A 26,786-nucleotide genomic window follows, 5' to 3' on the forward strand; every position below is an offset into this window, starting at 1 on the left:
TTGCCGTTCACATTGCAAATCTTGCGGTAGTGTTTTATAATGAAATTACTGCATGTATCAATCAGAAGGAGGAATTTTATGAAAAAGGAATTATCCACCGGTTTTAATGAACGGCAGTATATGAATTCAGGAGAATTTGAAGTATTTTTTTATAAAGATATGAATTTGGACCATATCCAGGATCACAGCCATCCTTATTATGAAGTGTATTTCTTTTTAAACGGAGATGTGACCTATGATGTGGAAGGCAGCAGATACCTTCTGCAGTACGGAGACTATCTGGTCATTCCCCCCGGCGTAAAGCACCATCCCATTTTTCATTCCTCCGGAGAGAATTATCAGCGTTTTGTGCTTTGGATCAGCAAGGAATACTACGAATCCATGTGTTCCTGGTCCAGGGATTTTTCTTATACGATCCGGTATGTGGAGGAACACAAGCATTACCGGTTCCGCACAGACTTTATCACCTTTCAGAACATCCAGGGACGCCTTTTGGATCTTTTGGAAGAACTTCACGGAAAAAAAGCATTTCATGAGCTCAATGCGGAACTGCTGGTACATTCGTTTCTTCTTCATATCAACCGCATTACCTATGAGATGCTCCACCAGGTTCCCCAGGCCTATGAAAATGTCCTTTATTTAAACGTATGTGACTATATCAACAACCACTTAAATGAAAACCTGTCTCTGGATCACCTGGCTTCCTTTTTTTATTCCAGTAAATACCATCTCTCACATGTGTTCAAAGACAATATGGGAATCTCCATACATCAGTATATTATAAAGAAACGGCTGAATGCCAGCAAGAACGGCGTCCTGTCCGGCATACCTTTTACAGAACTGTATCACCAGTATGGATTTTCGGATTATACCAGCTTTTACCGGGCATTTAAAAAGGAATTCGGACTTTCTCCCAGGGAATACCGGGAGCAGAAAGGGCTGCCGGAGGGGTACTGACCAGAGCGTTTTTCTATATTGAATCAACAGGAGATACCGATATGAATTTTGATTATATGTATGAAGCCTGCAGTCTCTGTCCCCGAAACTGCAGAGTAAACCGCCATGTAACCACAGGCTACTGCGGTTGTTCCGATACCATAAAAGCGGCACGCGCCGCACTTCATCACTGGGAAGAGCCCTGCATCAGCGGCACCAAGGGAAGCGGCACCGTATTCTTTTCCGGCTGCACCCTGAAATGCTGTTTTTGTCAGAACCATACCATCAGCCAGGAAGGAGGGGGAAAGGAAATCTCAGATGAAAAGCTGGCTCAAATCTTTTTAAGACTTCAGGATTCAGGCGCACACAACATTAATCTGGTCACAGCCACCCAGTACCTGCCCTCGGTCCTCAATGCCCTGGATTCCGTAAAAGAAAAGCTTTTCATCCCTGTGGTCTATAACTGCGGTGGGTATGAGTCTCCAGATACGGTAAAACTTTTAAGGGATTACGTGGATATATGGCTGCCTGATTTAAAATACAATAGTTCCGAGCTGTCTCTGCGCTACAGCAATGCAGCCAATTACTTTGAAACTGCCAGAAAAGCAATTCTTCAAATGGTTACTCAGACAGGCAGACCTCAGTTTGATTCTTCCGGAACCATCATGAAAAAAGGAGTTATTCTGCGCCATATGGTCCTTCCCGGAGCAAAAGAGGATTCTTTGCGTCTTCTTCACTGGATGAAGGAGGAACTGCCGGAAGGAATGTTTTACATCAGCCTTATGAGCCAGTATACCCCCTTTTACCACAGCAAAGATTATCCTGAAATCAACCGCAGGATTACTTCCTATGAATATAATAAGGTGCTTGAGGAGGCCATTCGGCTTGGACTTGATCAGGGATTTATGCAGGAGAAAAGCAGTGCGAAAGAAGAGTATACACCGCCGTTTGACTTGGAAGGGGTTTTGTAAGGGGTTTTATCCCCTTACTTGGTGTATGTGCAAAGTCCCACTTTTATCTGTATAACAATTTTAAATTCTCGTTAACTTTATTATCTTTCTTCAATTTTAATGTCAAACTCTGAACTTGGTTTATCACTGATTAGATTTTTGTAATACCAAAAATATTCTCTTTCCCCATAAAGCGTATATTCAATAATTTCAGTTGGACTCTGACCTTCTATTTTCAGCCTTTTTACGTATTCTCCATTAAGGCTTCCTAATATAAATCGATCTCCTTCGACGATACTCAAATCCCTTAAATAAGGTATGTCAGACACTTGAATCAACTGGCATAATATACTAAATTCTTTATCTTGGGTTATCTTAGTCTCTCCTGGACTTCCATGTCCTTGAACAATTGCATTAAGAAGTGCATATTGCTTTTTATTCTCCACTGTGCTTATTTTAAACTTAGCAAAAACGAGCGCCCCCTCTTTTGGATCCCTTTTGGAAAAATAAACCATTGTTACATACTCATCATTTTCAAAGATTTTTATAATATCGCTTACTTTACTTGCATATAAATAATCTTCCGCAAAATAAATTTTCTGATTTACAGAAACAAGAGCCTCTTCTTTTGTATCTGCATAAACTAGCTCCGGCTCTTCAAAAGCCGGAATTTTCCTCGCACCAAACTCAAATATCATATGCTGATAATTATCTACCGTACTTCCATTACCTTTTGATTTCAATGCAAGAAATGCTATCAAAACAGCCAATACCATGAATAATCCAAATATTGCAAGTATAAAAAGCCCTATGCATTTTAAAACTTTCTTCATAGATATCTCCCTTGATTAATCATTTTTAATACTATGCTCCATAGAGCATCAGCCACGGTTGCCCAATCTGTCTATGGAATAAGTGCTATGGACACAGAAAATAACACTCTCACACCTACACATTCCAATAAAATGTAAGCTTTGGGTAGTAAACATCAAAGGCTAAAATGATTCACTTCTTGAATGATTAAATTAATAAATCACAATGGCAGTATTTTATATTTTGCTCTTGGTGGTGGCCAATCTTCTCCATCAGCTTTCCTGAAAGTTCTTACCTAATCAATGATTCTATTACATCAAAAAACGTCGTTGTCACAAGAAATTCATTATCACAATTGCCGGAATAATGATGATCTTTATTTACCATATGGGACCAGAAAACACAGACATTTAACCAATTCTGTCTTTTTCACCCTTACTCCACTTCTATATTAAATTCCGAACTTGGTTTATCGCTAACTAAATTTTCATAATACCAAAAATAATTTTTCTCTCCATAGAGGGGAAACTCAATAATTTCAGTTGGACTCTGACCTTCTATTTTAAGTCTTTTTACATCCACTGTATCAATCCCCCCAAATATGAATCTATTTCCTTCGACAATGCCAAAATTGCTCAAATTTGCCATATCAAACACTTGAATATATTGACAAAAAATACTTAGAGATTTTTCGGGGGTAACTTCTCTTTTCTTTGAATTACCATATCCCTGACGCATTATATCAATTAAAGCGTATTGTTTTTTTTGAATCAACTATTTTTATACTAAACTTGGCTGCAACAAATGAACCTTCTTTTGAGTTTTTATCAGACAAATAAAACATTGTAGAATATTTTTCATTTTCAAAAATTTTTATGATATAACTCACTTGATCAATATATGTATCTTCACCAAAATAAATCTCGGGATTCACTACTGCAAGTGCTTCTTCCATTGTATCTGCAAAAATAGGGGTCTGTTCCTCGAAGCCGGGTATCTTCCCATTTCCTTCAAACTCCACTTTTATGTTTTCTGAATTGCTCCCAGTACTTCTATTATTCTCTGAACTAAATGCAGAAAATAGAATTAAAGCAACCAATATCATGAATAATCCGAGTATTACAAGTAAAAAAAGACCTATGTATTTTAATACTTTTTTCATTAATATCACCCTCGCTTAATTATTTCCAGTACTACGCTCCGCATAGTACAACAACGGACCCCCCACCTGTCTCTGGAATTAGTGCTATTGCCACTGCAACTAATACTACCACACCTACACATTTCAATACAGTATTCCATGGTGCTATTGTTTCATCTTTTGAAACAGACCAAGTAACATTTGTACGAGAATCAACAGTCACTCCATTAGGAAGTACTAAAGGCAACGTATCTGTTCCTCCTCCCCAGCTTTCATTGAAATACACTCCCTCCTTATTGTATCCAACTCCTGCTGAATAGTTGATTTTTTTATCTATATCTTTTACCTTTATGTAATTCTGGATATGCTACAATAAATTGGACAGATATTTTAAGGTCATGTAAAATAGAGAATAGAAAAGGAGAAATGATCATGACCGACAAAAGAAAGCCACGTTCTTATACGGATGAATTTAAACAGCAGTTAGTTCAGTTGTATCATAATGGAAAAAGAAAATGTGATATCTGTCGTGAATACGATATTGCCACCTCATTGCTGGATAAATGGCTCAAGCAGTCTGCCACCTCTGGTTCTTTCCACGAGAAAGATAACCGTTCCACAGAACAGCAAGAATTAATTGAACTGCGTAAACGAAATAAACAATTGGAGATGGAGAACGACATTTTACACCAAGGGTGGGCAGCGCCAAACAAGCAGCGCTGATTTTAGGACGAAAGTAAATGTGATCAAAGCAAATGCCCACAAATACTCTGTATCAGCAATGTGTAAAGTCCTAAACATTCCAAGAAGCTCTTATTATTATGAAGCAAAACAAAAACCACAGGAGAATCATCTGGCTGCTGAAATCCGGGAGATATTCCATCAGAGCCGGAATAATTATGGTACTCGGAAAATCAAGGTGGAGCTTTCCAAAAAAGACCTCAGGGTTTCCCGTAGGCGCATTGGGCGAATCATGAAGCAAGAGGGGCTTGTATCTTCCTATACCGTAGCACAATACAAAACACATGTGGATAAATGCAATGAATCCAAAGTTCAAAACATAGTAAACCGGTATTTTTTCGATCAGCCTCAATATAATGTTGTAGTCAGCGATTTGACCTATGTACGGGTAGGAAACAGCTGGAATTACATCTGTGTGCTTGTTGATCTGTTCAACCGGGAAATCATTGGTTACAGTGCTGGCAAGAACAAAGATGCCAAGCTGGTTAGTAAAGCTTTTTCCAGAGTCAATGTAAATCTGGAAAAAATACAGATTTTCCACACCGACCGTGGGAATGAGTTTAAAAATAAAACTCTGGATGAAACGCTTGAAACATTTCACATTCGCCGCTCTCTGAGCATGAAAGGGTGTCCTTATGACAATGCGGTAGCAGAGGCTACATTTAAAATCATTAAGACCGAATTTGTGAAAGGTCAGGAATATGAGACGCTAGAGCAGTTACAGTACGAATTGGCTGATTATGTAAACTGGTTTAATAACCATAGGATTCATTCCTCACTTGGTTATTTGACCCCCAAAGAGTATCGACTTACTAACCTTAAAAAAGTTGTCTAAAAAAGTGTTGACAATCCAATTTGCATTAAATCCGCACAGTTATAGTAAAATACCTTATCAAATTTCTGCCTTTATTTGTATAATAATCCTTAAATTACCGTCATTTTACTATTCTCCCACTTCTATGTGAAGTTCTGTACTAGGTTTATCACTGATTAAGTTTTCGTAATACCAGAAATACTCTTTTTTACCACTGCTAAAATATTCAATTACCTCTGTGGGCATTTGCCCTTCGATTTTTAATGTTTTTACCTTGTCTGACTGAATACTACCAAATATAAAGCGACTTTCATTGCTAATTCCAAACTCCCCAAAATAATCAAAGAATACAGCCATATCACGAATTGCATCTAATTCATTTGACACCTGTTTTCCTCCACTTTCAACAGGTAACACCAAAATCACCGCATATTGTTTTTTTCCGTCAAACACTCTTATTTTAAACTTACTGGCCACAAATCCATCTGTTTTAGAGTTTTTAACAGATTGATAAAACAATGCTGCATATTCATCATTCTCAAAAGTTTTTATGATATTATCCACTTTACTCATGTATGGATAATCTTTAAAGTAATAATTCTCTACAGCAATAAGAGCCTCTTCCATGGTATCCTTAAAAATTGGTTCCTGTTCCTCAAAGGTAGGAATCCTTCCTTTCCTCTCATACTCCAGTATTATGCTTTCTGAATTATTTCCGATGCTTTCCTTATTCTCCGAACTTAAACCAGAAAATATAATTAGAACAACCACCCCCATGAATAATCCAAGTATTGCAAGTATAAAAAGTCCTATGTGTTTAATTATTTTCTTCACAAATATTCTCTCTTTCTGGCTAATTATCTAATACTATATTCGCATGAAAAAATAGAGACTCCATCTATTAGTGGCAATATTTTCTAATAATGCTTTTAATAACATCAACCACTACATGCAGCAACTACATAATTTCCAACTGCTGCTATTATCGCTCCACCTTCTGCTACCAATCCTCCAAGCACAATTTCTGGACCAGCAACCGCCAACACGACTACTCCTGCAGTTACAACACAGGCAGCAGCAAATGCATCCCATGGCATTATTGTTTCATCTTTTGAAATCGGCCATGTAACATTTGTATGGGAATCGATAGTTACCCCATTAGGTAGTATTAAAGGTAACGTATTTGATCCTCCTCCCCAGCTTTCATTGATATATACCCCCTCCTTGTTGTACCCAATGCCTGCTGAATAGTTAAGTTTTTTATCTACATCTTTTACCTTTATATAGCTCTTTGTCTTCCACGAATCAATATCCATATTCTTCCCAGATAGATTGAAACCAAGCGAAGCATCGGTATACGGAACATCCAGTGATAAATTAAACGACCAACCAGTAAATTGATTTCAAATATTTCTATTTACAACTATGTCCCCTCCTCTCGTATGCGATTTAACAGTAAGATTTGTTTCATCATCCTTATACAGCACCGTATCCACTCCATAAATTTTATTATTCAAAAATTCGTTAGCTGACACGGTCACATTACTAACTCCATTTTTTTATTGCTTCTATTCCATCTTATACTTCTTCCCCAACTGCATCTACGCCATAATGTACAGCTTTTCCAACCTGATCAATTCTATTAGAAATATCGTCCTTCCAAAATAGAATGAAAGACACTGAGTTTCAAAAGTTCCTGGCGCACACCAGCCTTAATATGACTCAGCATTACCTCAGAAACATAACAGCCGAAGCAGAAACCACAGAAAAAATGAGAACAATCCTTGGCCAATTCACAACATAAAATATTGATTAAATACCCCCAATAATCATATTGATATCTTGTCACTTTGCCACTTTTATCGGTATAACAATTCTTAAATTACCGTCATCTCATTATTTTTCTTCTATTTCTATATCAAATTCCGAACTTGGTTTATCACTTATTAAATTATCGTAATACCAGAAATAATTTTTTTCTCCATAAAGTGAAAATTCAATAATTTCAGTTGGACTTTGTCCTTCTATTTTTAGTTGGTTCACATCTACGGTATCAATACCTCCAAATATGAAACGGTCTCCTTCATTAATTCCATATTTACTCAAATTACCAATATCAAATGCTTGTATGTACTGACAAAATAGGCTAAATTCTTTTTCTGGCGTCATTTTGTTATTACTATGGTCACCATATCCCACGTGCATTGTATAAAGTAATGCATATTGTTTCTTATTGTTTGTAGTCCTTATATTAAACTTAGCTCCAACAAATGCACCTTCTTTTGAGTTTTTATCAGACAAATAAAACATTGTCGAATATTTATCATTTTCAAAAACCTTTAGGGTATAACTTACTTTATCAATATATTTATCATCTCCAAAATAAAGATCGTGATTCACCACTGCAAGTGCTTCTTCCATGGTATCTGCAAAAACTGGTACCTTTTTCTCAAGATCTGGCATCTTTTTTTTCTCAAACTCCACGATTATATTTCCAGAATCACTTTCATTGCTTCTATTATTCTCTGAGCTAAACGTAGAAAATATAATCAAAATAACCAGTATTATAAATAATCCCAGCATTGCAAGCATAAAGAATCTTATATATTTTACTATTCTTTTCATTAATATCTCCCTTCTGCTAATTCTGGTAGTGTCAAGTTTCACTACTTTTTTTATTGTTAAACATTAATTCTATGAAAGTTTTCAAATAGTAAAGTAATGACCTTGTTTTTGGGGTATAATGTTAATCGCCAAACATTCCATAAAGTAAATTTATTGCTATGGGCATTATATTTATTCACTATTATTCAGTAACAATATAAAACTATTTGCTGGCTCCTTAATCTTATCTGCAGATACAGCCCTCTTAAACAGTTGGCTTACGACCATTCTCATTTCCATAAGTACAAAAAATACCCCAACAACAGCTCCTGGGCAAGGTCTGGACCAACTACTTTGCCTCTAACAGCGTTCGCCATAATAAACCTATTACCCTGCGCTACTCTTACTGGGACCATACTTTGGTTCTTAAGAAAATCACAAATTCTTTCTCCTTCACAAATTCGTCAACTATAAATGCTTTTTCTGACAAAAAATATGGAGAGCGTCCGGAACGCCTCAAAGATGATTATGAAAAAAACAAATATAAGCTCCATTACATCTACCGTGAGTTTAAGGTAGCTTTTTTTACATGGATTTAAACTTTCTTTCAAAAATGTTTCTATTTTCAAGGTTCATATTGAGCCTGTCTTCTTAGCTGGATTGTCAACATTTTTTTAGACAACTTTTTAAGGTTAGTAAGTCGATACTCTTTGGGGGTCAAATAACCAAGTGAGGAATGAATCCTATGGTTATTAAACCAGTTTACATAATCAGCCAATTCGTACTGTAACTGCTCTAGCGTCTCATATTCCTGACCTTTCACAAATTCGGTCTTAATGATTTTAAATGTAGCCTCTGCTACCGCATTGTCATAAGGACACCCTTTCATGCTCAGAGAGCGGCGAATGTGAAATGTTTCAAGCGTTTCATCCAGAGTTTTATTTTTAAACTCATTCCCACGGTCGGTGTGGAAAATCTGTATTTTTTCCAGATTTACATTGACTCTGGAAAAAGCTTTACTAACCAGCTTGGCATCTTTGTTCTTGCCAGCACTGTAACCAATGATTTCCCGGTTGAACAGATCAACAAGCACACAGATGTAATTCCAGCTGTTTCCTACCCGTACATAGGTCAAATCGCTGACTACAACGTTATATTGCGGCTGATCGGAGAAATCCCGGTTTACTATGTTTTGCACTTTGGATTCATTGCATTTATCCACATGTGGTTTGTATTGTGCTACGGTATAGGAGGATACAAGTCCCTCCTGTTTCATGATTCGCCCAATACGCCTACGGGAAACCCTGAGGTCTTTTTTGGAAAGCTCCACCTTGATTTTCCGGGTACCATAATTATTCCGGCTCTGATGGAATATCTCCCGGATTTCAGCTGCCAGATGGTTCTCCTGTGGTTTTTGTTTTGCTTCATAATAATAAGAACTTCTTGGAATGTTTAGGACTTTACACATTGCTGATACAGAGTATTTGTGGGCATTTGCTTTGATCACATTTACTTTCGTCCTAAAATCAGCGCTGCTTGTTTGGCGCTGCCCACCCTTGGTGTAAAATGTCGTTCTCCATCTCCAATTGTTTATTTCGTTTACGCAGTTCAATTAATTCTTGCTGTTCTGTGGAACGGTTATCTTTCTCGTGGAAAGAACCAGAGGTGGCAGACTGCTTGAGCCATTTATCCAGCAATGAGGTGGCAATATCGTATTCACGACAGATATCACATTTTCTTTTTCCATTATGATACAGCTGAACTAACTGCTGTTTAAATTCATCCGTATAAGAACGGGGCTTTCTTTTTTCGGTCATGATCATTTCTCCTTTTCTATCCTCTATTTTACATGACCTTAAAATATCTGTCCAATTTATTGTAGCCTATCCAAGCATTAGGCTTTTACAATTTACTCAACACACCCTAATTCTTCAATATTTAATGCTATACCCCACATAGCACGCCCAAGGATGCTCCTCCCGTTTCAGGAATGAAGAACACCGCAATGGAAACTAATGCTACCACCTTAACACACTCCATTACTGTATCCCATGGTACTATTGTTTCATCTTTAGAAATAGACCATGTAACATTTGTATGTGAATCAATAGATACCCCATTAGGAAGCGCAAGAGGCAGTGTATCTGTACCTCCTCCCCAGCTTTCATTAATATAAACACCCTCTTTGTTATACCCCACCCCCGATGAATAATTAAGTTTTTTGTCTACATCCTTTACCTTTATATAGTTCTTTGTCTTCCACGAATTAATATCTGTATTTTTCCCTGACAGGTTAAAACCTATCGTAGTATCGATATACGGTACATCCATCGATAAATTTAACGACCAACCCTGGAATACATTCTTTTTATTTTTTGAAATTACTATAAGATTTCCTCCCGTATGCGATTTAACAGTAAGATTTGTTTCATCATCCTTATACAACACCGTATCCACTCCATAAATTTTATTATTCCATAATTCGTTAGCTGACACGGCCAGATTACTGACTCCATCTTTTACCGCTTCCACCCCATCTTTTACTGCATCCCCAGTGACATTTACTCCATGATGCACAGCTTTTCCAACCTGATCAATTCTATCAGAAATATCATCCTTCCAAGCTTCAAATGCCCTTCCATATTCTTCCACTAAATAGTCAGCAATTAATTGATTCGCTTCTTGCTGGGCAAATTGTCCGTTTACATCAATCCATTTATTGGGATTTCCATGGCAGTACGCATAATGATTCATAGTCTGCGGGAGTCCGATAATATCATTTACAGCATCCTCACTGATAAATGTCCCTGTAGTGGAAGAATATTCTCTTGCCTGAGCATAATAGGTCCTGCTGGACTCATCCCATTGATATCCGGTAAATCCAAATGTCTGATCCGTGCTCTCGCATTGATCTGCTACTTCACCAAACTCATCGTATTCCCATACCCCAGCATGCCGTCCATTGCTATAACAGGCTCGGATAGTAGTTCCCATTTCGTCATTCAGAAATTGTTTTTTTGTATACTTCCCAATGGATCCTATAACATTTTTATCCCACACAAAATCTTCTGTTTCTCCGTTTTCAATCTTCTCCAAAAGATTTTTTCCTCTTTTAGTAAAATCGAGCACATATTCCTGCTCACTCTCACCACCAGGAAAATCTTTATTTCTAACCCTTTTCCCGATTCTATGACCTAAAGCATTATATTGATATATACTAAGCAGTCCGTCTTCATCATAAACACCGCTCATGTGGTTCTCTGCATCAAATTCATATTTCCTGCTTAATCTGCCATTCACTAAAACCTCCGACAGATTTCCCCTTAAATCATATTCATACTCTTTTGTCTCACTTCCAATTTCCTTTACCAGTTGGTTTCCTGAGTTGTAGGTATAGAATGTTTCATTTTCACCTTCTCTTTTGAAAATTCGGTTACCGAATACGTCATAATCATATTCACGCAACGCCTCTCCATCTCTCAGCACTCTGATCATTTGATTATGTGAATTGTATTCATATTGGAAATGACCATTGTCAGATTTAACACCTGATCTTATTTTTACAATATCAGTCTTATTTCCTACCGGATCATAGGAATAGGTGTATTGATCTAAAATTTTACCATTGCTTTGATTTACTAATCCAGTTAGCTTTCCTGCCTGATTATAAGAAAAGATTGTCTTTAATTCATTTGAAAAAAGCTTCTCTTCCAGTAATCCGTTTTTATTATACCGATAATTGACAGCATGGTCCCCATCGGTAAGATTCAGCAGACGCAGACACGCATCATAGGAATATTTTACTTTCCTCCCATTGGGATATGTAATTGCAGTCAGATTTCCCATTGGTTCAAATTCATAAGAAACCTTACGCTCTTTATGGTCTGTAATGGATTTCAAATGTTTATATAAGCCCCAATCTATTTTGGTACAGCCCTGCCAGTCTTTTATCACTCTTAATCTTCTCAGACCGTCATATTCCATTAAAGCCTCTCGCCCATCCGGGTAATTTATCTTTTCCAGGAGTCCAGTCAAAGAATAGCTGAAATATGTCTCTCCGCCATCCCGATCCGTCTTTTTTGTTATCCTTGCTTTCGTATCATATTCATAATATTCTGTATTCCCCAGCGCATTGGTTACTGACTCAATTTCCCCCATAAGATTTCTTTGATAAACTGTTGCTTCAGACTGCTTTCCTTTTGATTTCACTGCAGATATCAGGTCACTCATACTGTCATATTCATAACAGGTAATGGATCCTAATGGGTCCGTTATTTTTTTCAGTGCTCCCCCCAGGGAATATTCATACTGCGTCATATTACCATTAGCATCTGTTAATGAAGTAATATTTTCCGTTTTGTCATAAGTATAACTTTTCTTATATCCTCTGCAATCTCTTGCCTCAATACAGCGATTCAGGCAATCATATGCAAAATATACAACAAAGCCATCTTGATTCTTTGTCTTTATAACATTCCCGTTTCCATCATACCAAAATTCTTTGTCTGCCCCGTCACAGTACCGGACTTTCTTTAAGAGTTTCGCCGGATAATAGCTATAATCCGTCTTTCTTCCTGCCCCATCTGTTCTGCTCACAACCTGACCAAAACAATCATATGAATACAAGGTGTGATTCCCATATACATCCGTCACGCCAACAGGATTCTCTGCATCATCGTATTCAATCGTAGACTGATTTCCGTAGTTATCCATTACTTTGACTATATGGTTATTACTATTGTATTCATAAGTTGTTATGAGACCATCTGCCTCGGTCTTACGGACAGGGCGATTTAAGGCATCATAAGTATACAAGGTTTCCGCACCATTTGACTCTGTGATTTTTATACAGTTCCCATTGGGGTCATGCAAGAACTTTGTCGTATTTCCAAGAGGGTCAGCAGCAGTCTCAATATTTCCCAAGCCAGAATAAGAATACAGATACGCTCCCCCGTTAGGAAGGATCTTTTTAACCATTTTCCCCATACCATCGTATTCATATGAGGTAACATTTCCCTCTGGATCCGTATATTTACAGCAGCGATTGCACGCATCATACTCCATTTGGTGAATACTGCTGTCAAAATCCTTTATTTCACTGATTCTTCCGCTATCATTATATTGATAACTCCGTTTGTCTCCAGCTGCATTCGTGATTTCTTCCAGTTTACCATTCTTATTGTATGAATACAAAGTCTGATTGCCATTTCCATCTAAATATTTTTCCTGTTGACCTAATTCATTATAAAAAAACCTTCTGCAATTTCCAATAGGATCTGTCACCTGGGTGATATTTCCTTGCCCGTCATACTGAAATCTCCACTCCGTACCATCAGCCTGCAGGACTTTGTCAATATTATGACCATTCACATACTTTATTTTAGTAGAATATCCCCGACGATCCACTGTCTCAATCAATTTTCCATACTCATTATAGCTGTTCTTTATGGACGTTCCATTGGGATATTTTATACTGAGCAAAAGGCTTCTCTTATCATATGTCATGTAAAACTTTTGTCCCAATGGGTCAATAACTTTAGCCAAATTTCCCTGGTTATCATATGCATACCGGGTCGTATTCCCGTTTTTATCCGTATAACGAATTTTCTGGTTCCTGTCATTATATTCAAACGTCTCCTCCCCGTTCTCATAAATGGTTCGAACATTACGCATCCGCTTATCGCATTCATAAATGACCAGATTTCCATTCTGCTCCAGCATGTAAGTGCGGTTATTTTCATCATCATAGCGGAACTCCGTCACTCCCCTATCAGGCATGATCTGCTTTCTTACCCGGTTCGCTCCATCATATTCATTCTTTACTCCCAGTATATCCCGGGGGGTGATGATTCCATCCAGCTTTCCGTTCTCATTATATTCATAGGTATAGGTATTTCCCATGGAAGTAGTTAACCACCGAAGCTTTCCATACTGGTATTTTAAGCTGATTTTTCTTCCTGTATGGTCCTCCACAAAAATCAGCCTCTTTTCCTTGTTATAGGTATAATTCAGCCTGCCACCCGTCTTATTCTCTACACACTCCAAAAGTCCATTACTGTTGTAAGTAAACTTTCGATAATTTCCATTTCTGTTCTTCTGACCACGCAACTTTCCATCATTGTCAAATTCATAAACCATGCCGTCTTCCTGCGCAAACTGGTAACCACGTTCCGATTTACTAATAGTTCCTCCGTCTCCCATGACTGGAGCATAGTTTCCCTCCAACTTTCTGCTGTAAGAAATTTCCCTACCATCCTCTAAAACAATTCCTAATAGCTCCTCCTCCGCTATTTTTATTAGGCGGATTCCATAATTATGGTTCCAGCCCTCTCCAAGAACCTCCTGGTCGCCACATTCCATAGCATTATAGAACAACTGAAAGCTTAAAGGCAGATTTCCTTTTATAGCAAGGTCTTCTTTTTCATAGATATAATTTCCGGTATTCATATTGATAGGGTCCTTGCCATAGACCTGACAGAGCATGTTCTTTCCTGCCACCCATCGAGCCACATTCTGATAACGCTTTAAAAAAGCCACCCAGTTAATCTTTCCATCATATCCTTGCCCGGAAGTAACCGGCATGATAATTCCACCCTTTTTGCACACCAGAATGGAACTCATACTAATTGCATCTTCTCCACCCACCGTTTCTGATTTTGTAGCAGATACTGCAGTACTCTCCCACTTTTCCACTAAATTCATAAATCCTTCGCACTGATGAGTGTCCTCATTTTTACGGCACTTTCCAAAGTAGGAAATATTCTCACATGCCTTACAATCCTTGCAATTTGCCTTTTGTTTCCCGCCACTGGTATAATTATGATTTTCCGGTAACTTTAACTGGGTAATACAGCTGCCATTCACGCAAAACAGCTTTGCTCCTTCCACTAAATACTCTGTGCTGTCCGCTGTTTTTTGCGCCTGATTAAAAGCCGTTCCTAATCCTGGTCCATAACTTAGTTTCCCTGCATCGCTCATCACAGATCCTCCTTGTCCTTTATGAATTTTCTCCAATATTCCATACCGTTCTATCTGCCATACAAACTTCTTTCAGTTCCAGACCAACAATTTTTCTCTCCAGAAGACTTTCTGCCAGATCCATTCGAACAATAGCATAACTTTCCAGCCCATTCCTTACGCGAAAGAAAGGAATCCCGCTCATTTTTTGCCTGTCAAATATGAGTTCAGACTGTCTGAGACCAGGTGCTCTTACCAGACAGTCCTCTTCTTCTAGTACTGGCCCAAAAAAGGATGAACACTCTCCTTTCTCTGTATCGAAAAGTACAAAAAATAAGAATGGAATATCTGGATCATATAAAGCCGTCACCTCCATCGCTGGCCTGGAAAACAAGAGAAAGGGCTTAGCAATAACATCAGGAAATACCCCATCCATGCCAAGCTTTGCGTTAAGCTGAATAAAAGGCGGCATTTTCTGGTACTCCTCCCTTGTCAGCTTCCTTACATCAATAGCCTGGCTCCAGTTTATAATCTGCGGAAAAGGATTTTTATCTCCGTTAGTCAATATAAAATATTTCATTTTCCCTTCATACGCCAAAGAACCTCCCCCTCTCCCTGATATCTTCCAAAAAAGGCAGTAAAATTTTCTTCCTTTACTGCCTTTTGAAAAGCTTCTGTTTTCATAATCTCCCCTGCCAGGTCAAAGCATAGCTGCTTGACCGCTGCATAGTAATATTCCACACAAACTCCGCGTACTGCCTCTTCCTCATACCTCCAGATCCTGGTATACTGTTTTTGCAGGCCTGCCATCAAAGACTCTATATCTTCCTCAAAGCATTCAAAAAAGCAGGAAGGCCGCCAGTAGAGTTCTGATGGAGACGTATCAAAAAGGAACTTTTCATCATACAGAGACAATAAAAATTCATAGCTTTTCGTCTGGAGACTGGTATGGAGATAAGTGATTCCCAGCCATGACCACTTTTTCTGTTCATCTGCGGCCTGATTAAACAACCGAACAAATGCATTTACAGCCTCGCCCCTGCGTTCCTTTTTCAGGTATTCTCTCTCTAGCCTACGACACTGAGAAGCAAATAACTTTTCTTCCACATCTTTGGCGGCCCTCTCCAATACTTTTATCCGGTCCATTACCTTTCCTCCTGCTTATTGTACCTTTAGTTCTCCTCCAGTAAATGAAATCCCCTCATCAATGTCAATGCTTGTTGTCTTCTGTTTCAGATTTACGGAGGACGTTCCTGCTGCTATGAGAGAACCAGTCTCACTGGAGATCGTCAAATCATCTTTCGCCTTGATTACAATGTCATTCTGGCTTACAATCTGCACCCCTTTTGTGTCATTTAATTCAATTTTTGTTCCCTGGTTGTTGGTAATTACAATGGAATCTGATGTAAAACGGACTTCTTTCTGGTATTTATTCTTGATAATCTTGTGCTCCGGATTTTTCCGGTCCGGGCTTTCCGTATTCAGATGAACAGAGCTGACCACATAAGCCTCTTCTTCTCTATGTTCCGGTATATGCAGCCGGACTGCATCACCGACTTCCGGCATACAGTACCAGCCAGTTCCGTCAGGAGTAGAATAAACCGTAGAATATGGATACCACAGATTAATATTCTGTTCCTGATTTTCATCCGTTAAGACCTTTACCATTACTTTATCCTCTTTCACCTGCAGAACTTCTGCCGGGAAGAGACAACCGGACCTGTCTTCTTTAAATATTTCCAGAGCGTCCATGCCGGGTCTGGATTTTAAGTGGCATGTATGAAGCATCTCCCCTCTCTCATACCTGCTGTCTGTTTTCCAGACAATGAGCTGCAGTCCATTTACGGTCAGCTCGTCCCCAACCTGATAATCCTCCCGGCTCTGCAAGCTATATTCCAGACAGTCTTCTTCCCGCATCTCTGAAAGCCCCTGATTTCGTTTCCTCCGGTAGTCGCCCATATCTTTTTTTACTGTATATTTCATGGAATTTGAAATCTCATAGTGATCCCCTTTTGGTAAATCATAAAAATATTTCACACCGCTTATCATGGTGCTTGGTACAAGAAAACTATGAAACCTGGCAGCCAGACGCTTTAAAAATTCCCAATCCGTTTCTCTGTGCTGCAACACCAGTTTTTCTATGGGAGACGCAAGCGACCGATTTTTAATTACACCAGAGTTCTCATACATCCCTGTGATTTGTTCAAATATGGTTTCATATGTGGCGGAATGATCCTGAAAGGTCCTGAAATGCTGCTTTAAATCCATAAAGTATGTACCCGTAGTGATCTCCAGCGTCATTTTTTTCTGGTCCCTTCTTCCTTCAATCGAAAATCCGGTAACAATCCCCCAGAAAAGTGTCTGTGTTTTCCCATCCTTTCCTATTTCCTCTATTTTCTCCCACACATCTCCGGCAAGCTGCCTTACATATACCTCTTCATCCTCATCTGTAATATATCCGCTTATGACTGCCGTACCATGCTCATTGATTTGTCTGGTAACTCTAAGCTCTCTGATTTCTAAAAACTGCAGCGGTTCTGTTCTAAGATTGTATTCTTTCACCTTCGGTCTCCTCTGTCTGTATCGTTTCCAGCATTTTCAGGATTGCAGGCTTCCATCTGTCGTAATCCTGAAACATGCAGTAAAAAGTTCCTATCATTAATTTTTCATTGGAAAGAAACAGGCACATCAAGTTATACACCCGTTCGTCAGCGGCAAAGCTTTTGTAATCAAACCACAGGGCAGGAGTATCTCCGGATAAACTTCCCTGGTCGTAGAAAACAATTTTTCCGTCTGCCTGTTTTAGTATTTGCCGAATTTGTTTCTCCTCATCCTCCAACTTTAAAACAGATATTTTATGTTTCAGTCTTGCCGCCTGGAACGTAAGTCCTGCATGTTCTTTCGGATTGAGGAGAACCATTTCCGGCCGGTTTTTGGAAAAGAAAACGAATGCCGCCTTTTCCCTTCCGGTTTCTTCAAAACCATCGGGTATTTTAAGAACAAAGCCAGGGCCATGAAACTCTGACCAACCAGCCAGTTCTTTATATGGTTCTTTTGTTTCCTGTTTTATTTTCTGCAGCTCCTTCTGAAATTGAAGGAATATTTTATCAACATCATCATCTTTAACCTCTTTCATTCGTTTCCCCCGAATCTAGCATAAAATATTAAATAACTTCACGTAATGTGTGAAAAAAATGTTTCAACAGTACTTCCCATTTCATACGGTCCTGCACTGGATAGGTAGCTGTAACAAGCCACATCTTGTTGTAAACGGATAAGACCGCCTTTACATGCTGCTGTTTTTCTTCAGATTCCTCCAATTCCATAGTAAACCAGCCCGCGGGATATTGCCCATCCACATACAAATGAACGAGAGACAGCTCACTTCTTGGATTTATTCTGCCGATGTATTCCCTGACCGCCTCTGCTGCATTTCTCGTTTCTTCCATACCAAGCTTTTTATCCATCCGCTGAAACGTCATCTGATTTTTTCCATCAGCATCTGCCAGAATCATCTCCGGCCGGTCTTCATATGGGTAAAACATTTCTTTCATGCTTTCCGGCATCTCCTTTAGATCCGCCGGAATCTCTGCCGATAAGATTCCATCGGCCAACACAATCCGTTCCAGGACAACTGCTTCCTGGATACAGCCTTCCGTATCCGAATCATACAATATGTTCATTGTTCATACCCCTTACCCATCTTTTTCCTGAAAATTGATGGAAAAGTCATTAATAATCTTCTTTCGATTCTCTAAGCGCTGCTGTGCCTGATCCTGCTTAGAATAGAATATCTTCTGTTCAAGCACAGCTGCGGCATCCAACTGGCTGCTGATTGCATTGAGACGATTCATTTTTTCAATTGCAGGATTTTTCCCCACTCCTCCGATTTTTATGACTTTACTCATGATTCATCACCTCCAATTTTAAGGACTTTCCCTATCTGGCCTTTACCATATTCACCTTTGTTCCTATAATCTGCCGTTCCAGTTCGGTAGAGCCAGCGTAACAGGGAGTGGAAGCCATCACAGCATTTTCTGCTCCCTTGATATCATAATTTTCTAATTCCGAAGGTTCAAACACAGGAAATCCGGTATCTTTGCTTTTTTCCATTTTTACCTTTCCAAATTTTCCAACGGAATCAAATCCATTGCACATATTGATGACCGTAGGAGACAGGACATTCCTTCTTACAATTGAAATCTCCTGGGGAGCTTGAAAAGATATCCTGCTGCCTTTCAGCCAGACTCCTTTCTTGGCTAAGATTGTCACATCCCGGCTGCTCTCTATGTCTGCCCCCCTTCTGTCATGTATTTCTGCTTTTAACGGAACTTTTTGCTTTAAATCCACAAATCCCAAGCTGTCCGGCAATAAATACATACGTTTATCCATTGCCGTTGTAAAATACCGCTTGGAAGGATCGCCCATCTCTGCATTGCCGGTTCCATTTTTTCTGATACTGCTGCTGGCCCTGGCACTGCCTTCTCCATCATCAAAGGTGATTGTGATACGTTCTCCCTTTTCCGGCATACAATACATCAGATTACCTGTTTCAGGCATCCAGGGATACCAATACCCTTCCTCGGAAGATTGCTCCCCATCAATGTCCAACTGAACCCGTACAGATTCCTGTTTTGTTTCCAGCACTGTTCCGGCCAGAGAAGCCCCTGCCATTTTAGGATTGTCGTATGGTACTTTCCCAAATACCTTGGGAGAACCCACTGTATAATGGTAAACCAGAAGGCCATTTTCCAACCTGCACCTTTTTGATAAGATGACCATTGTTTTCCCATCCCACATGGATATTTGGTCACCAATCTTCCAGCTTTCATAGCTGCTAATCTCATAGCAGATGAATTGCCCCTTTTGAAAATGGTATTGATTCTGGTCATAGGTATAGTAAGTTTTATCAAACCATGTTTTCTCTGGTTGGATTCCTTTTACCCCCGCAAAATCACCAAGAGGGAGGCCAAAATACAGTTCCGGTTTTAAAGACCCTCCCCCTGGAAGCAATGAAGTTTCTAACTGCGATGCAATGCGCTTTAAAAATTCCCAGTTTGTTTCTCTATATTGGTAGATTGGTTTTCCAATCTTACGGTCTTCCATATGAAAGATTACATCAGCATTTTCTGTGTCCGATAACACACATCCCACAAGTTCCTGATAGGTCATATCAACGTTTTGAAATGATCTGCTTTTCTTTTCTAAATCCATTAATTCCGTAGGCGATACTGCCTCAATCGCTGCTTTATACCCATTTCCTTCCTGACAGATTTCAACATCTTTTATGAAACCGCAGAAGATTGGCAAAACTGCTTTGTTTCCATTCTCTTCTGCTGCAGAAACTGTTACACTGCTTCCCGCCAGTTTCTGAAAAACAGGAGACGCTCCTGCTTCAGCAGGTATAAATCCTGCTATCCTGACAACTGTATGGCAGTTTTTCTCAACCTTCATATCAAATTCCCGAACTTCACTAATGTTCCATTCACTGCTGATTATTAGATTTCCTGATGTAAATGCATTCATAAAATAAAGCCTCCCCGTTTGGTTGGATTTCCTTTATAACCTCCAATATTTTTTTAATTTCATTTTACGCTAAAAATTGTTAAAATTACATTTAATGTAACAAATAACCTATTACATGTATAAAATAACATCTTGTTTGTATTTTTCGAGAAAGGTTGGATAAAAGTGGTCTAAAAATTCTTTTAGCTTTTTCTACTATTTGTTTTTTGTGGGTAAATCCTAATGTAATTTTTGTTGCCACAGGCAAATATACGCTTATCTCTTATTTTGATTTTTTCAAATTAATTGAAACAAAAACCTTTATTTTATGAAAACCAACGCAGGTAGCCACGTGATTATAATAAAGAAATTAATTACCAATATAACTTAAGAGGTTTGGAAGGAATTTTTAGAAAAGAAATGTATCAATGCCAGAAAAATAAAAATCAAAAAGATATACTACTTTATCTAAAAATGTCCATATCATCCGTTAAATTGGATAATATGGACATTTAAAAAACTATATTCCGGTTACTTTATTATTTATTTGCCGTGTATTTTTTCCGTATGGAGTAAATTTACTGCTTCATAGTATCTGAGTTACGGCATTGTCCTCAATATAGCATAGAAGCTTTTGACTTCTTATTGCAGCTCTATAATTGCAGTACCATAAGCCTCCAACGTGACTTTAGAAACCCCGTAATCAGTTTTTACAGCGGCACTTTGAACTTTATCACTGTTGTTAATCACCACCAGCTGACAGCTCTTTGGATACCATGCGCATTCCATATGAGGGTTATCGGTAAGATACTTCTGTTCCAGATCCATATGTCTGCCATACAGCATTAAGTTCAGCAGCATTCTGGTATTTTCATTGGTCAGCTGGAAGCTGCTTAAATAAATTCCGCAGCCGCTTCCAAATTCCTTAAAGGCAATGGTTGGGGTTCCTTCCTCACTGGCCAGTACATGAGTTTCCTTCCCTGTGGAATAAATGTTTTTTTCTCCTTTGACTCCTGCCCCTTTTGGAATCAGGCCCTTGATATTTTCCTCCAAAAGCTTCCAGCGCCCGTGGCATACTCTGGCTCCCGTATCTTTATCCACTCCCAGAACATGAGACATCCGGAAAAAGGTGTGAAATCCTTCTTTTGCCGACGGTTCTCTGATCCCCAGAAAAACTCCGCCTTCATACACAAAACGGGATATTTCTTCCACAATACAGGTATCGTTCCAGCCATCCCCGCCGCTCCATGCGGTTCCGGCTGCACCTGCGTTGATAAGAACATCCACATCTTTTAAGGCACCGTCTTTTACGTCTTCAAAGTTAATAAAATCCACAGAAACAGGAAGTCCTGACAATGCCTCATTTACATGGATCAGATCATGCATAAAGGTTTCATGAAAATGCCCGGATAAGGTCCAGGACCGGAGTTTCCCCCAGGAGTGGAGAACGGCTGCTTTAATGGGAAGACGGTATACCTCTCCTGTCTCATGAAAGGTTTTGATCTGACGGAATTCATCTGCGATCTTTTCTATGTAGCTGCAAAAATCCGGATAGCCTTCCACCAGATGCAGGTATCCCCCAAGACCGATCCGGTCTATCTTTTCCCTTAGAAGGGCACGCCTTACACGGCTCCAGTATTCCCTAGCATCTTTTACGGGATTACCGCCTTCACAGAAGGTAGGAGCTCCCCCAAGACCTACCGGAAATAAGTATGGATGAAGCCGTAATTCATGGGTATCCACCTCAACGCCTGCACAAAGCCTTGCCTCATAACCGGAAAATACGCATTTGATCAGTCCGTCAAATCCAAAATCTTTAAAATGGCAGTTATAAGGCTCCACTCCGATCCAGCTGTCGTCATAAAATACATAGGCTTTTTTCCCATAGCTGTGAACCAGCTCCACAAGCTTTTTCCCATAATCCACCACAAAGCGGTTCACAAACGCCATATAATCCAGCTGATGTTTTCCAGGCGGCATATGGGTCACATGGAATTTACCCTGATTGATAAAATCCTCGGCAGTCAGGGCATAACCATATTCCTGTTCAAAATCATCAAGCGCCCTGGGACTGACAGAAAAATCATAAGACCCCCAGTCACTGAACAGATTCCGCTTGTTTTCACTGCTTCCCCACATCCAGGCAAAATTGTAAAACATAGAGGTGAACCGGACGACTGTGGTTACCGGATGTTCCTCACACCAGGTTTTCAGCCAGCCGTACAGATAATCTGCGGTTTCCTTATGACGCGGGTCCACAGGCATGAGATGCTCCTTTTCCCAGTGATTGGTCACATGGTTGTACATGGAGATTTCCTCCCATATCCGGTATGCCAGAAAGCTGACCGTATACTGATGAAAAGGCATGATTTCCTGAATGGTCACATTTTTTGTTTCCCCATCATAGGTCCATAAACGGGAGGATAATTCCTTCTCTTCTGTGCGGTCATAAACCTGCCAGTATTTCATGGATTCCGGGCTGTCATTAACGGAAAACTGCTCCTCATAAAAATCTTCCATCAAGGGGATCACAAGAGTTTCCTTTTCTCCTGTTCTTGGTTCTGTCATCAGAAAGGTCTGCTGAAGCTGCTCCGGGTGGGCTTTTGCCCATTCATTATGGTCCCGGATCAGGCAAATGGTGGAATAGATCCCGTATCCTGCCCCTGTAATCTCCTCAGATAGCACAGTGCCGTCACTGTCCCGGATCACATCGGCTCCCCAGCGGTCTGCCAGCTTAAGAGTCAGTTCCTCATAGCCGGATTCTCCCGGAAGCGTAAAGCTTCCTTTTTTTGTCTTTGTCATATATGTTCTCCCTTTCAGTTGTCAAATGCCGATTCTGCCCAGTATGGCGGCGGCTTCTCTTCTTGTAATGCTTCTCTTCCAGTTATCCTTTGGATCAACTGCACCAAGGGCACAGGCAATGCCTGCAGATTCCCTGGTCCATGGAAGGGTTCCTTCCGGTGCTGTGCTTATTTTCTCAGGCAGCTGCTTTCTGCTCTTATATCCGGCCACGGCTATCCATAAAAATTCTTCCAGGGTAATATCCCGGTTTGGATTAAAATGTCCGTCTGCTGCCATCTCCTGCGGAATCAGTCCATTTTGAACGGCACATTCTACAGTTCCTGCAAACCACTCATGTCCAATTACATCGGAAAATAAATCATTGTACACATTGGTAGGGAAAAAATGAACGGCCCGTATCACAAAATCCAGGGCTTCTACACGGGTAAGATTATCTTCCGGCCGTTCCGGCAGAAAGATTTCTGCTTCTTTGGGAAGATCCATGGAAACAGAACAATCCGGGATTCTTTCTGTCACTTCCTTAACCGGCTCCCAGAAGGGAATCTCATTTCCCCCGGAACTTATAATTCCGGCCGTTTTTAATTCTTCCGTGATAAATCCTGCCATCAGCCATGCACCATAATCATTGGTGTGGGTATAGTCGGAAGGATAAAACCACAATTTGGACGCTTCCAGGCCATGGGCTATAATAAATTCCATGCTTTTTCTGTGAAGATCCAGAACCGGAACGGACAGTTCCTTTCCAATCTTTATGACCTCAGCGGCATACGCTTTCAGCAGATCGTTATAGGTTCCGTCGCTGCCCTTCCAGGTATTTCTGGCAAGAGGAGTCACCAGCACAGGAACCCCTTTCTTATCTCTTATTTCCCGAATATAGGTTAAAAGGTTTCCCCGGTATCCACCTTCCGCTTTTAAATGGTCAAGTTTCTGGTCATTATGCCCGAACTGAAACAGACAGATATCGCCAGGACAAATATAGTCCATCAGGATATCATAATGCCCCTCTTTCCGGAAGCTCTCTGTGGTAAGACCGGAATGGGCATGGTTGGAAACTGCCAGAGCACCGTTTAAACATGCAGGAAGCATCTGCCCCCAGCCGCTGTAGCTGGTTTCGGGAGCATACGGATATTCTGCACTTTGATCCGTAACGGTTGAATCTCCGGCAATAAACAGGGTTTTTCCGTTCCACGCTTCCAGACGCAGCTTAGAAAGCCTTGCCGACCGGCTGATAACGGTTACTGCTACTGCCTGATTTTTCAGGCGTGCAGTTTCTCCCCTTGGAATGATGTCGCAGATGGTGACAGGAAAAGAACCGGTCCACTCTTCTCCCTTTTTTAAGCATCCTTTCCATATCAACTGCCGCCTTCCTGCAAACAAAAGGATTTCCTTTTCATCTTCTCCTGCATAAAGGGTGACAGTCAAAAGATAGCTTCCCTGCAGGTCTAAATCCGCTTGAAAGGACAGAGGAAGCCTTCTCCTCCCCCAAATCCCCCTATCCGCCAGTATGGTTTTGGAATCCACATAACAGCCATGGGAATCCTGGCTTATCACTGTCTTTTTCTGAAACCAGGCGGAAGGAACAAAGCCTGTATTCAGTTCCGGCAATTCCCCATGTTTTGCCGATCTTCTGGAGCTTTCTGTAAAAAAGCCAAAGCCGGAACCGGCATCATAGTACCTGTCGGGGGGAACTAAAACCGCCTCTGCCCCTTTCGCAGCTGATTGGTAAAATATATATTCTGTCATGAAATACTCCCTTTTCTACTTCTTAAGGCAGACAAGCCTGCTGTATGTTTAAAACAGGGCTGATGCGTATTTGCAGCAGCCCTTAACCTCTTATTCTGCGACAAAATCGCCTGAATCGATCAACTTCTGCTTTTCGTCAAGAATTTCCTGATATCCGTTATCCAGATACTCCTTACAGTACTCCTCATACTTTGCATCAAGCTCTTCCGGCTTACAGGTAACCATATCCACATAAAATTCCTGCCACATTGCTGTTAAATCGGAGGCGTATTCACCAGTGGATTCTACGCTCTTTGTGAAGATGGGACTGACCAGACCATATTTTTCCAATTCTTTGGTATAATCATAGGACTGCTTAATCAGATCCTCATAGCCTGCCGGGGCAAGGATTCTTGTATTTGCTTTTAAGTTCTTTTCTTCATCTCCATAATCAGCAACCTCTGAAACCAGACACCAGTAATCCTTGTTGTTATTATTGGATAACTTGGTTTCACCGGCAAAATCCTTGACCGGTACTGCAATTCCATCCGCATCCAGGGTATAATTTTTTCCCTCTTCTCCATTTTGCAGATAGAATAAATTATCCGGCTGGGTCATCCAGTTTAAGAACATCCAGATTGCAGCTCTCTGCTCATCACTTGTCTTGGAGTTGATTCCCATGACCATGCCAAAAGGCGGGTACTTGTAATAGTAAGCATTGCTGCCCTCTGGTGACAGGGCCGTCGGACTGAGAACAGAAACTTCGGCTTCCGGGTCATTTGCTTTTAAGCTGCTTATGGCATCTGTATTAGACGTAATATAAAAAGAATAGGTTCCGACATTTCCGGAGACAAAATCTGCCTTCCAGGCCGCATCGTCGGCATTTAAGTAAAACTCCGGGTCCAGAATGCCGTCATTGAATTCCCGGTTCATTGTCTTTAAGTAATCCTTTGTGGCCTTCCAGGTAAGAGGGGCTACATTTAAGTCCAGATATAGATTTAATTCCTTCTGATCCGGATCTGACCCGATAAACGGATACTGGTAGGTGTAGCTCTTATTGACGATCTGTGCGCCCAGTTTCCCAAGACCAGCCTCCTTCCATGCTTTTGCCGCGTCATCCAGTTCCTCTCTGGTGACCGGCTTTTCCTTCCCTACCTTATCCAGCCAGTCCTGGCGGATCAGTGTCACCCAGTTATAATAAATGGGAGTCCGCTCCGCAAAGAAGAAAGTGTTCTTATCATCCAGTCTTCCGTAGGTGTTAATGATCTTTTCCGTCTTCTTAAAGTAATCAGGGGCATAATACTTTATTTCATCAAGATCCAGCTCCTGCATGGCTCCTTCTGCATAGTAATTGACTGCCTGGGGCATATCATAATGGAAAATAATATCCGGAGCATTGCCTGCTGCAATCATCTGCATATAATCTGCAATCTCATTCTGGCGGTTGATTGCCACATATTGGACGGTTACATTATATTTATCTCCGAATTCCTTCTGTATCCATTGGGTATAGTAGTTGTTTACCGGGTCCCAGCCTTCAAATCCTCTGTCATACACCGGTATTTTAATCGTCACATTCTCCGGAAACCCTTTGGAATAATCCCCATAGCTTTTTCCGCCTTCTCCTGCTTTCGTATCTTCTGTCTTCTTTGATTCCTCTGTTTTCGGATCGTTGGAAGCAGAAACCTCTTCCTTCTTACCGCTGCATCCTGCCATAAGCCCTGCGGCCATTGCGGATGCCATGAAAAAAGCAGCCGCTCTTTTTAATGCTTTCATTTTTCTCATGAATGTCCTCCTCCTT

At 40.2% G+C, this 26,786-nt stretch carries 19 protein-coding genes and 2 pseudogenes; 3 read left to right on the forward strand and 18 right to left on the reverse strand.

Going from position 1 to position 26,786, the window contains the following annotated elements; all coding sequences use genetic code 11:
* Positions 1-78 precede the first annotated feature (78 nt).
* Positions 79-957, forward strand: a complete 879-nt coding sequence (locus ACLTWA_RS06845) for a helix-turn-helix domain-containing protein (RefSeq protein WP_412326858.1) — start codon at positions 79-81, stop codon at positions 955-957.
* Positions 958-998: 41 nt separating this feature from the next.
* Positions 999-1,907, forward strand: coding sequence for a radical SAM protein (locus tag ACLTWA_RS06850; protein ID WP_412326859.1), 909 nt, complete (start codon positions 999-1,001; stop codon positions 1,905-1,907).
* Positions 1,908-1,987: 80 nt separating this feature from the next.
* On the opposite strand, the gene ACLTWA_RS06855 is transcribed toward ACLTWA_RS06850, so the two are convergent.
* The 3 genes from ACLTWA_RS06855 to ACLTWA_RS06865 form a co-directional block, all read right to left on the reverse strand.
* Positions 1,988-2,719, reverse strand: a complete 732-nt coding sequence (locus ACLTWA_RS06855) for a hypothetical protein (protein ID WP_412326860.1) — start codon at positions 2,717-2,719, stop codon at positions 1,988-1,990.
* Between the two features lie 415 nt (positions 2,720-3,134).
* Positions 3,135-3,473, reverse strand: a complete 339-nt coding sequence (locus ACLTWA_RS06860; protein WP_412326861.1) for a hypothetical protein — start codon at positions 3,471-3,473, stop codon at positions 3,135-3,137.
* Positions 3,442-3,861: a hypothetical protein gene (locus tag ACLTWA_RS06865; RefSeq protein ID WP_412326862.1), complete on the reverse strand. Its 420-nt coding sequence runs from the start codon at positions 3,859-3,861 to the stop codon at positions 3,442-3,444. Before ACLTWA_RS06865 ends, ACLTWA_RS06860 begins: the two co-directional genes overlap by 32 nt.
* A 411-nt stretch (positions 3,862-4,272) precedes the next feature.
* On the opposite strand from ACLTWA_RS06865, the pseudogene ACLTWA_RS06870 reads away from it, so the two are divergent.
* Positions 4,273-5,416: pseudogene (locus tag ACLTWA_RS06870) on the forward strand (IS3 family transposase).
* 108 nt (positions 5,417-5,524) lie between these two features.
* Here the strand turns inward: ACLTWA_RS06870 and ACLTWA_RS06875 are convergent.
* The 15 genes and pseudogenes from ACLTWA_RS06875 to ACLTWA_RS06945 form a co-directional block, all read right to left on the reverse strand.
* Positions 5,525-6,229: a hypothetical protein gene (locus ACLTWA_RS06875; RefSeq protein WP_412326863.1), complete on the reverse strand. Its 705-nt coding sequence runs from the start codon at positions 6,227-6,229 to the stop codon at positions 5,525-5,527.
* Between the two features lie 104 nt (positions 6,230-6,333).
* Positions 6,334-6,711: a hypothetical protein gene (locus tag ACLTWA_RS06880; RefSeq protein ID WP_412326864.1), complete on the reverse strand. Its 378-nt coding sequence runs from the start codon at positions 6,709-6,711 to the stop codon at positions 6,334-6,336.
* A 580-nt stretch (positions 6,712-7,291) separates the two neighbouring features.
* Positions 7,292-8,020: a hypothetical protein gene (locus tag ACLTWA_RS06885; RefSeq protein WP_412326865.1), complete on the reverse strand. Its 729-nt coding sequence runs from the start codon at positions 8,018-8,020 to the stop codon at positions 7,292-7,294.
* Between the two features lie 604 nt (positions 8,021-8,624).
* Positions 8,625-9,816: pseudogene (locus ACLTWA_RS06890) on the reverse strand (IS3 family transposase).
* A gap of 127 nt (positions 9,817-9,943) precedes the next feature.
* Entirely contained in the window at positions 9,944-14,977 is a 5,034-nt protein-coding gene (locus ACLTWA_RS06895) for a DUF6531 domain-containing protein (RefSeq protein ID WP_412326866.1), read from the reverse strand.
* Between the two features lie 19 nt (positions 14,978-14,996).
* Positions 14,997-15,554, reverse strand: a complete 558-nt coding sequence (locus ACLTWA_RS06900) for a hypothetical protein (RefSeq protein ID WP_412326867.1) — start codon at positions 15,552-15,554, stop codon at positions 14,997-14,999.
* A complete protein-coding gene (locus ACLTWA_RS06905; protein WP_412326868.1) occupies positions 15,533-16,102 on the reverse strand; it encodes a hypothetical protein in 570 nt (189 codons plus the stop codon). Before ACLTWA_RS06905 ends, ACLTWA_RS06900 begins: the two co-directional genes overlap by 22 nt.
* Before the next feature lie 15 nt (positions 16,103-16,117).
* On the reverse strand, positions 16,118-17,518 hold the full coding sequence (locus tag ACLTWA_RS06910) for a contractile injection system protein, VgrG/Pvc8 family (RefSeq protein ID WP_412326869.1): 1,401 nt from the start codon (positions 17,516-17,518) through the stop codon (positions 16,118-16,120).
* Positions 17,499-18,092, reverse strand: coding sequence for a hypothetical protein (locus ACLTWA_RS06915; RefSeq protein WP_412326870.1), 594 nt, complete (start codon positions 18,090-18,092; stop codon positions 17,499-17,501). Before ACLTWA_RS06915 ends, ACLTWA_RS06910 begins: the two co-directional genes overlap by 20 nt.
* A gap of 28 nt (positions 18,093-18,120) precedes the next feature.
* Positions 18,121-18,639 carry a hypothetical protein gene (locus ACLTWA_RS06920; RefSeq protein WP_412326871.1) on the reverse strand — a complete coding sequence of 173 codons (519 nt, stop codon included), beginning with the start codon at positions 18,637-18,639 and terminating at the stop codon, positions 18,121-18,123.
* 12 nt (positions 18,640-18,651) lie between these two features.
* Positions 18,652-18,864, reverse strand: coding sequence for a hypothetical protein (locus tag ACLTWA_RS06925; protein WP_412326872.1), 213 nt, complete (start codon positions 18,862-18,864; stop codon positions 18,652-18,654).
* 31 nt (positions 18,865-18,895) lie between these two features.
* Positions 18,896-20,482, reverse strand: coding sequence for a hypothetical protein (locus ACLTWA_RS06930; protein ID WP_412326873.1), 1,587 nt, complete (start codon positions 20,480-20,482; stop codon positions 18,896-18,898).
* Between the two features lie 621 nt (positions 20,483-21,103).
* Positions 21,104-23,263 (reverse strand): 1,3-beta-galactosyl-N-acetylhexosamine phosphorylase, encoded by a 2,160-nt coding sequence (gnpA, locus tag ACLTWA_RS06935; protein WP_412326874.1) that lies wholly within the window; start codon positions 23,261-23,263, stop codon positions 21,104-21,106.
* 21 nt (positions 23,264-23,284) lie between these two features.
* The gene (locus ACLTWA_RS06940) at positions 23,285-25,006 is read right to left on the reverse strand and encodes a GDSL-type esterase/lipase family protein (RefSeq protein WP_412326875.1); all 1,722 of its coding nucleotides are present in this window, start codon (positions 25,004-25,006) and stop codon (positions 23,285-23,287) included.
* Between the two features lie 90 nt (positions 25,007-25,096).
* Complete coding sequence (locus ACLTWA_RS06945; RefSeq protein ID WP_412326876.1) at positions 25,097-26,770, reverse strand: extracellular solute-binding protein; 1,674 nt, start codon at positions 26,768-26,770, stop codon at positions 25,097-25,099.
* Positions 26,771-26,786 lie beyond the last annotated feature (16 nt).

Origin of the sequence: Lacrimispora sp., assembly GCF_046972725.1 — a bacterium.
Classification (GTDB): Bacteria; Bacillota; Clostridia; order Lachnospirales; family Lachnospiraceae; genus Lacrimispora.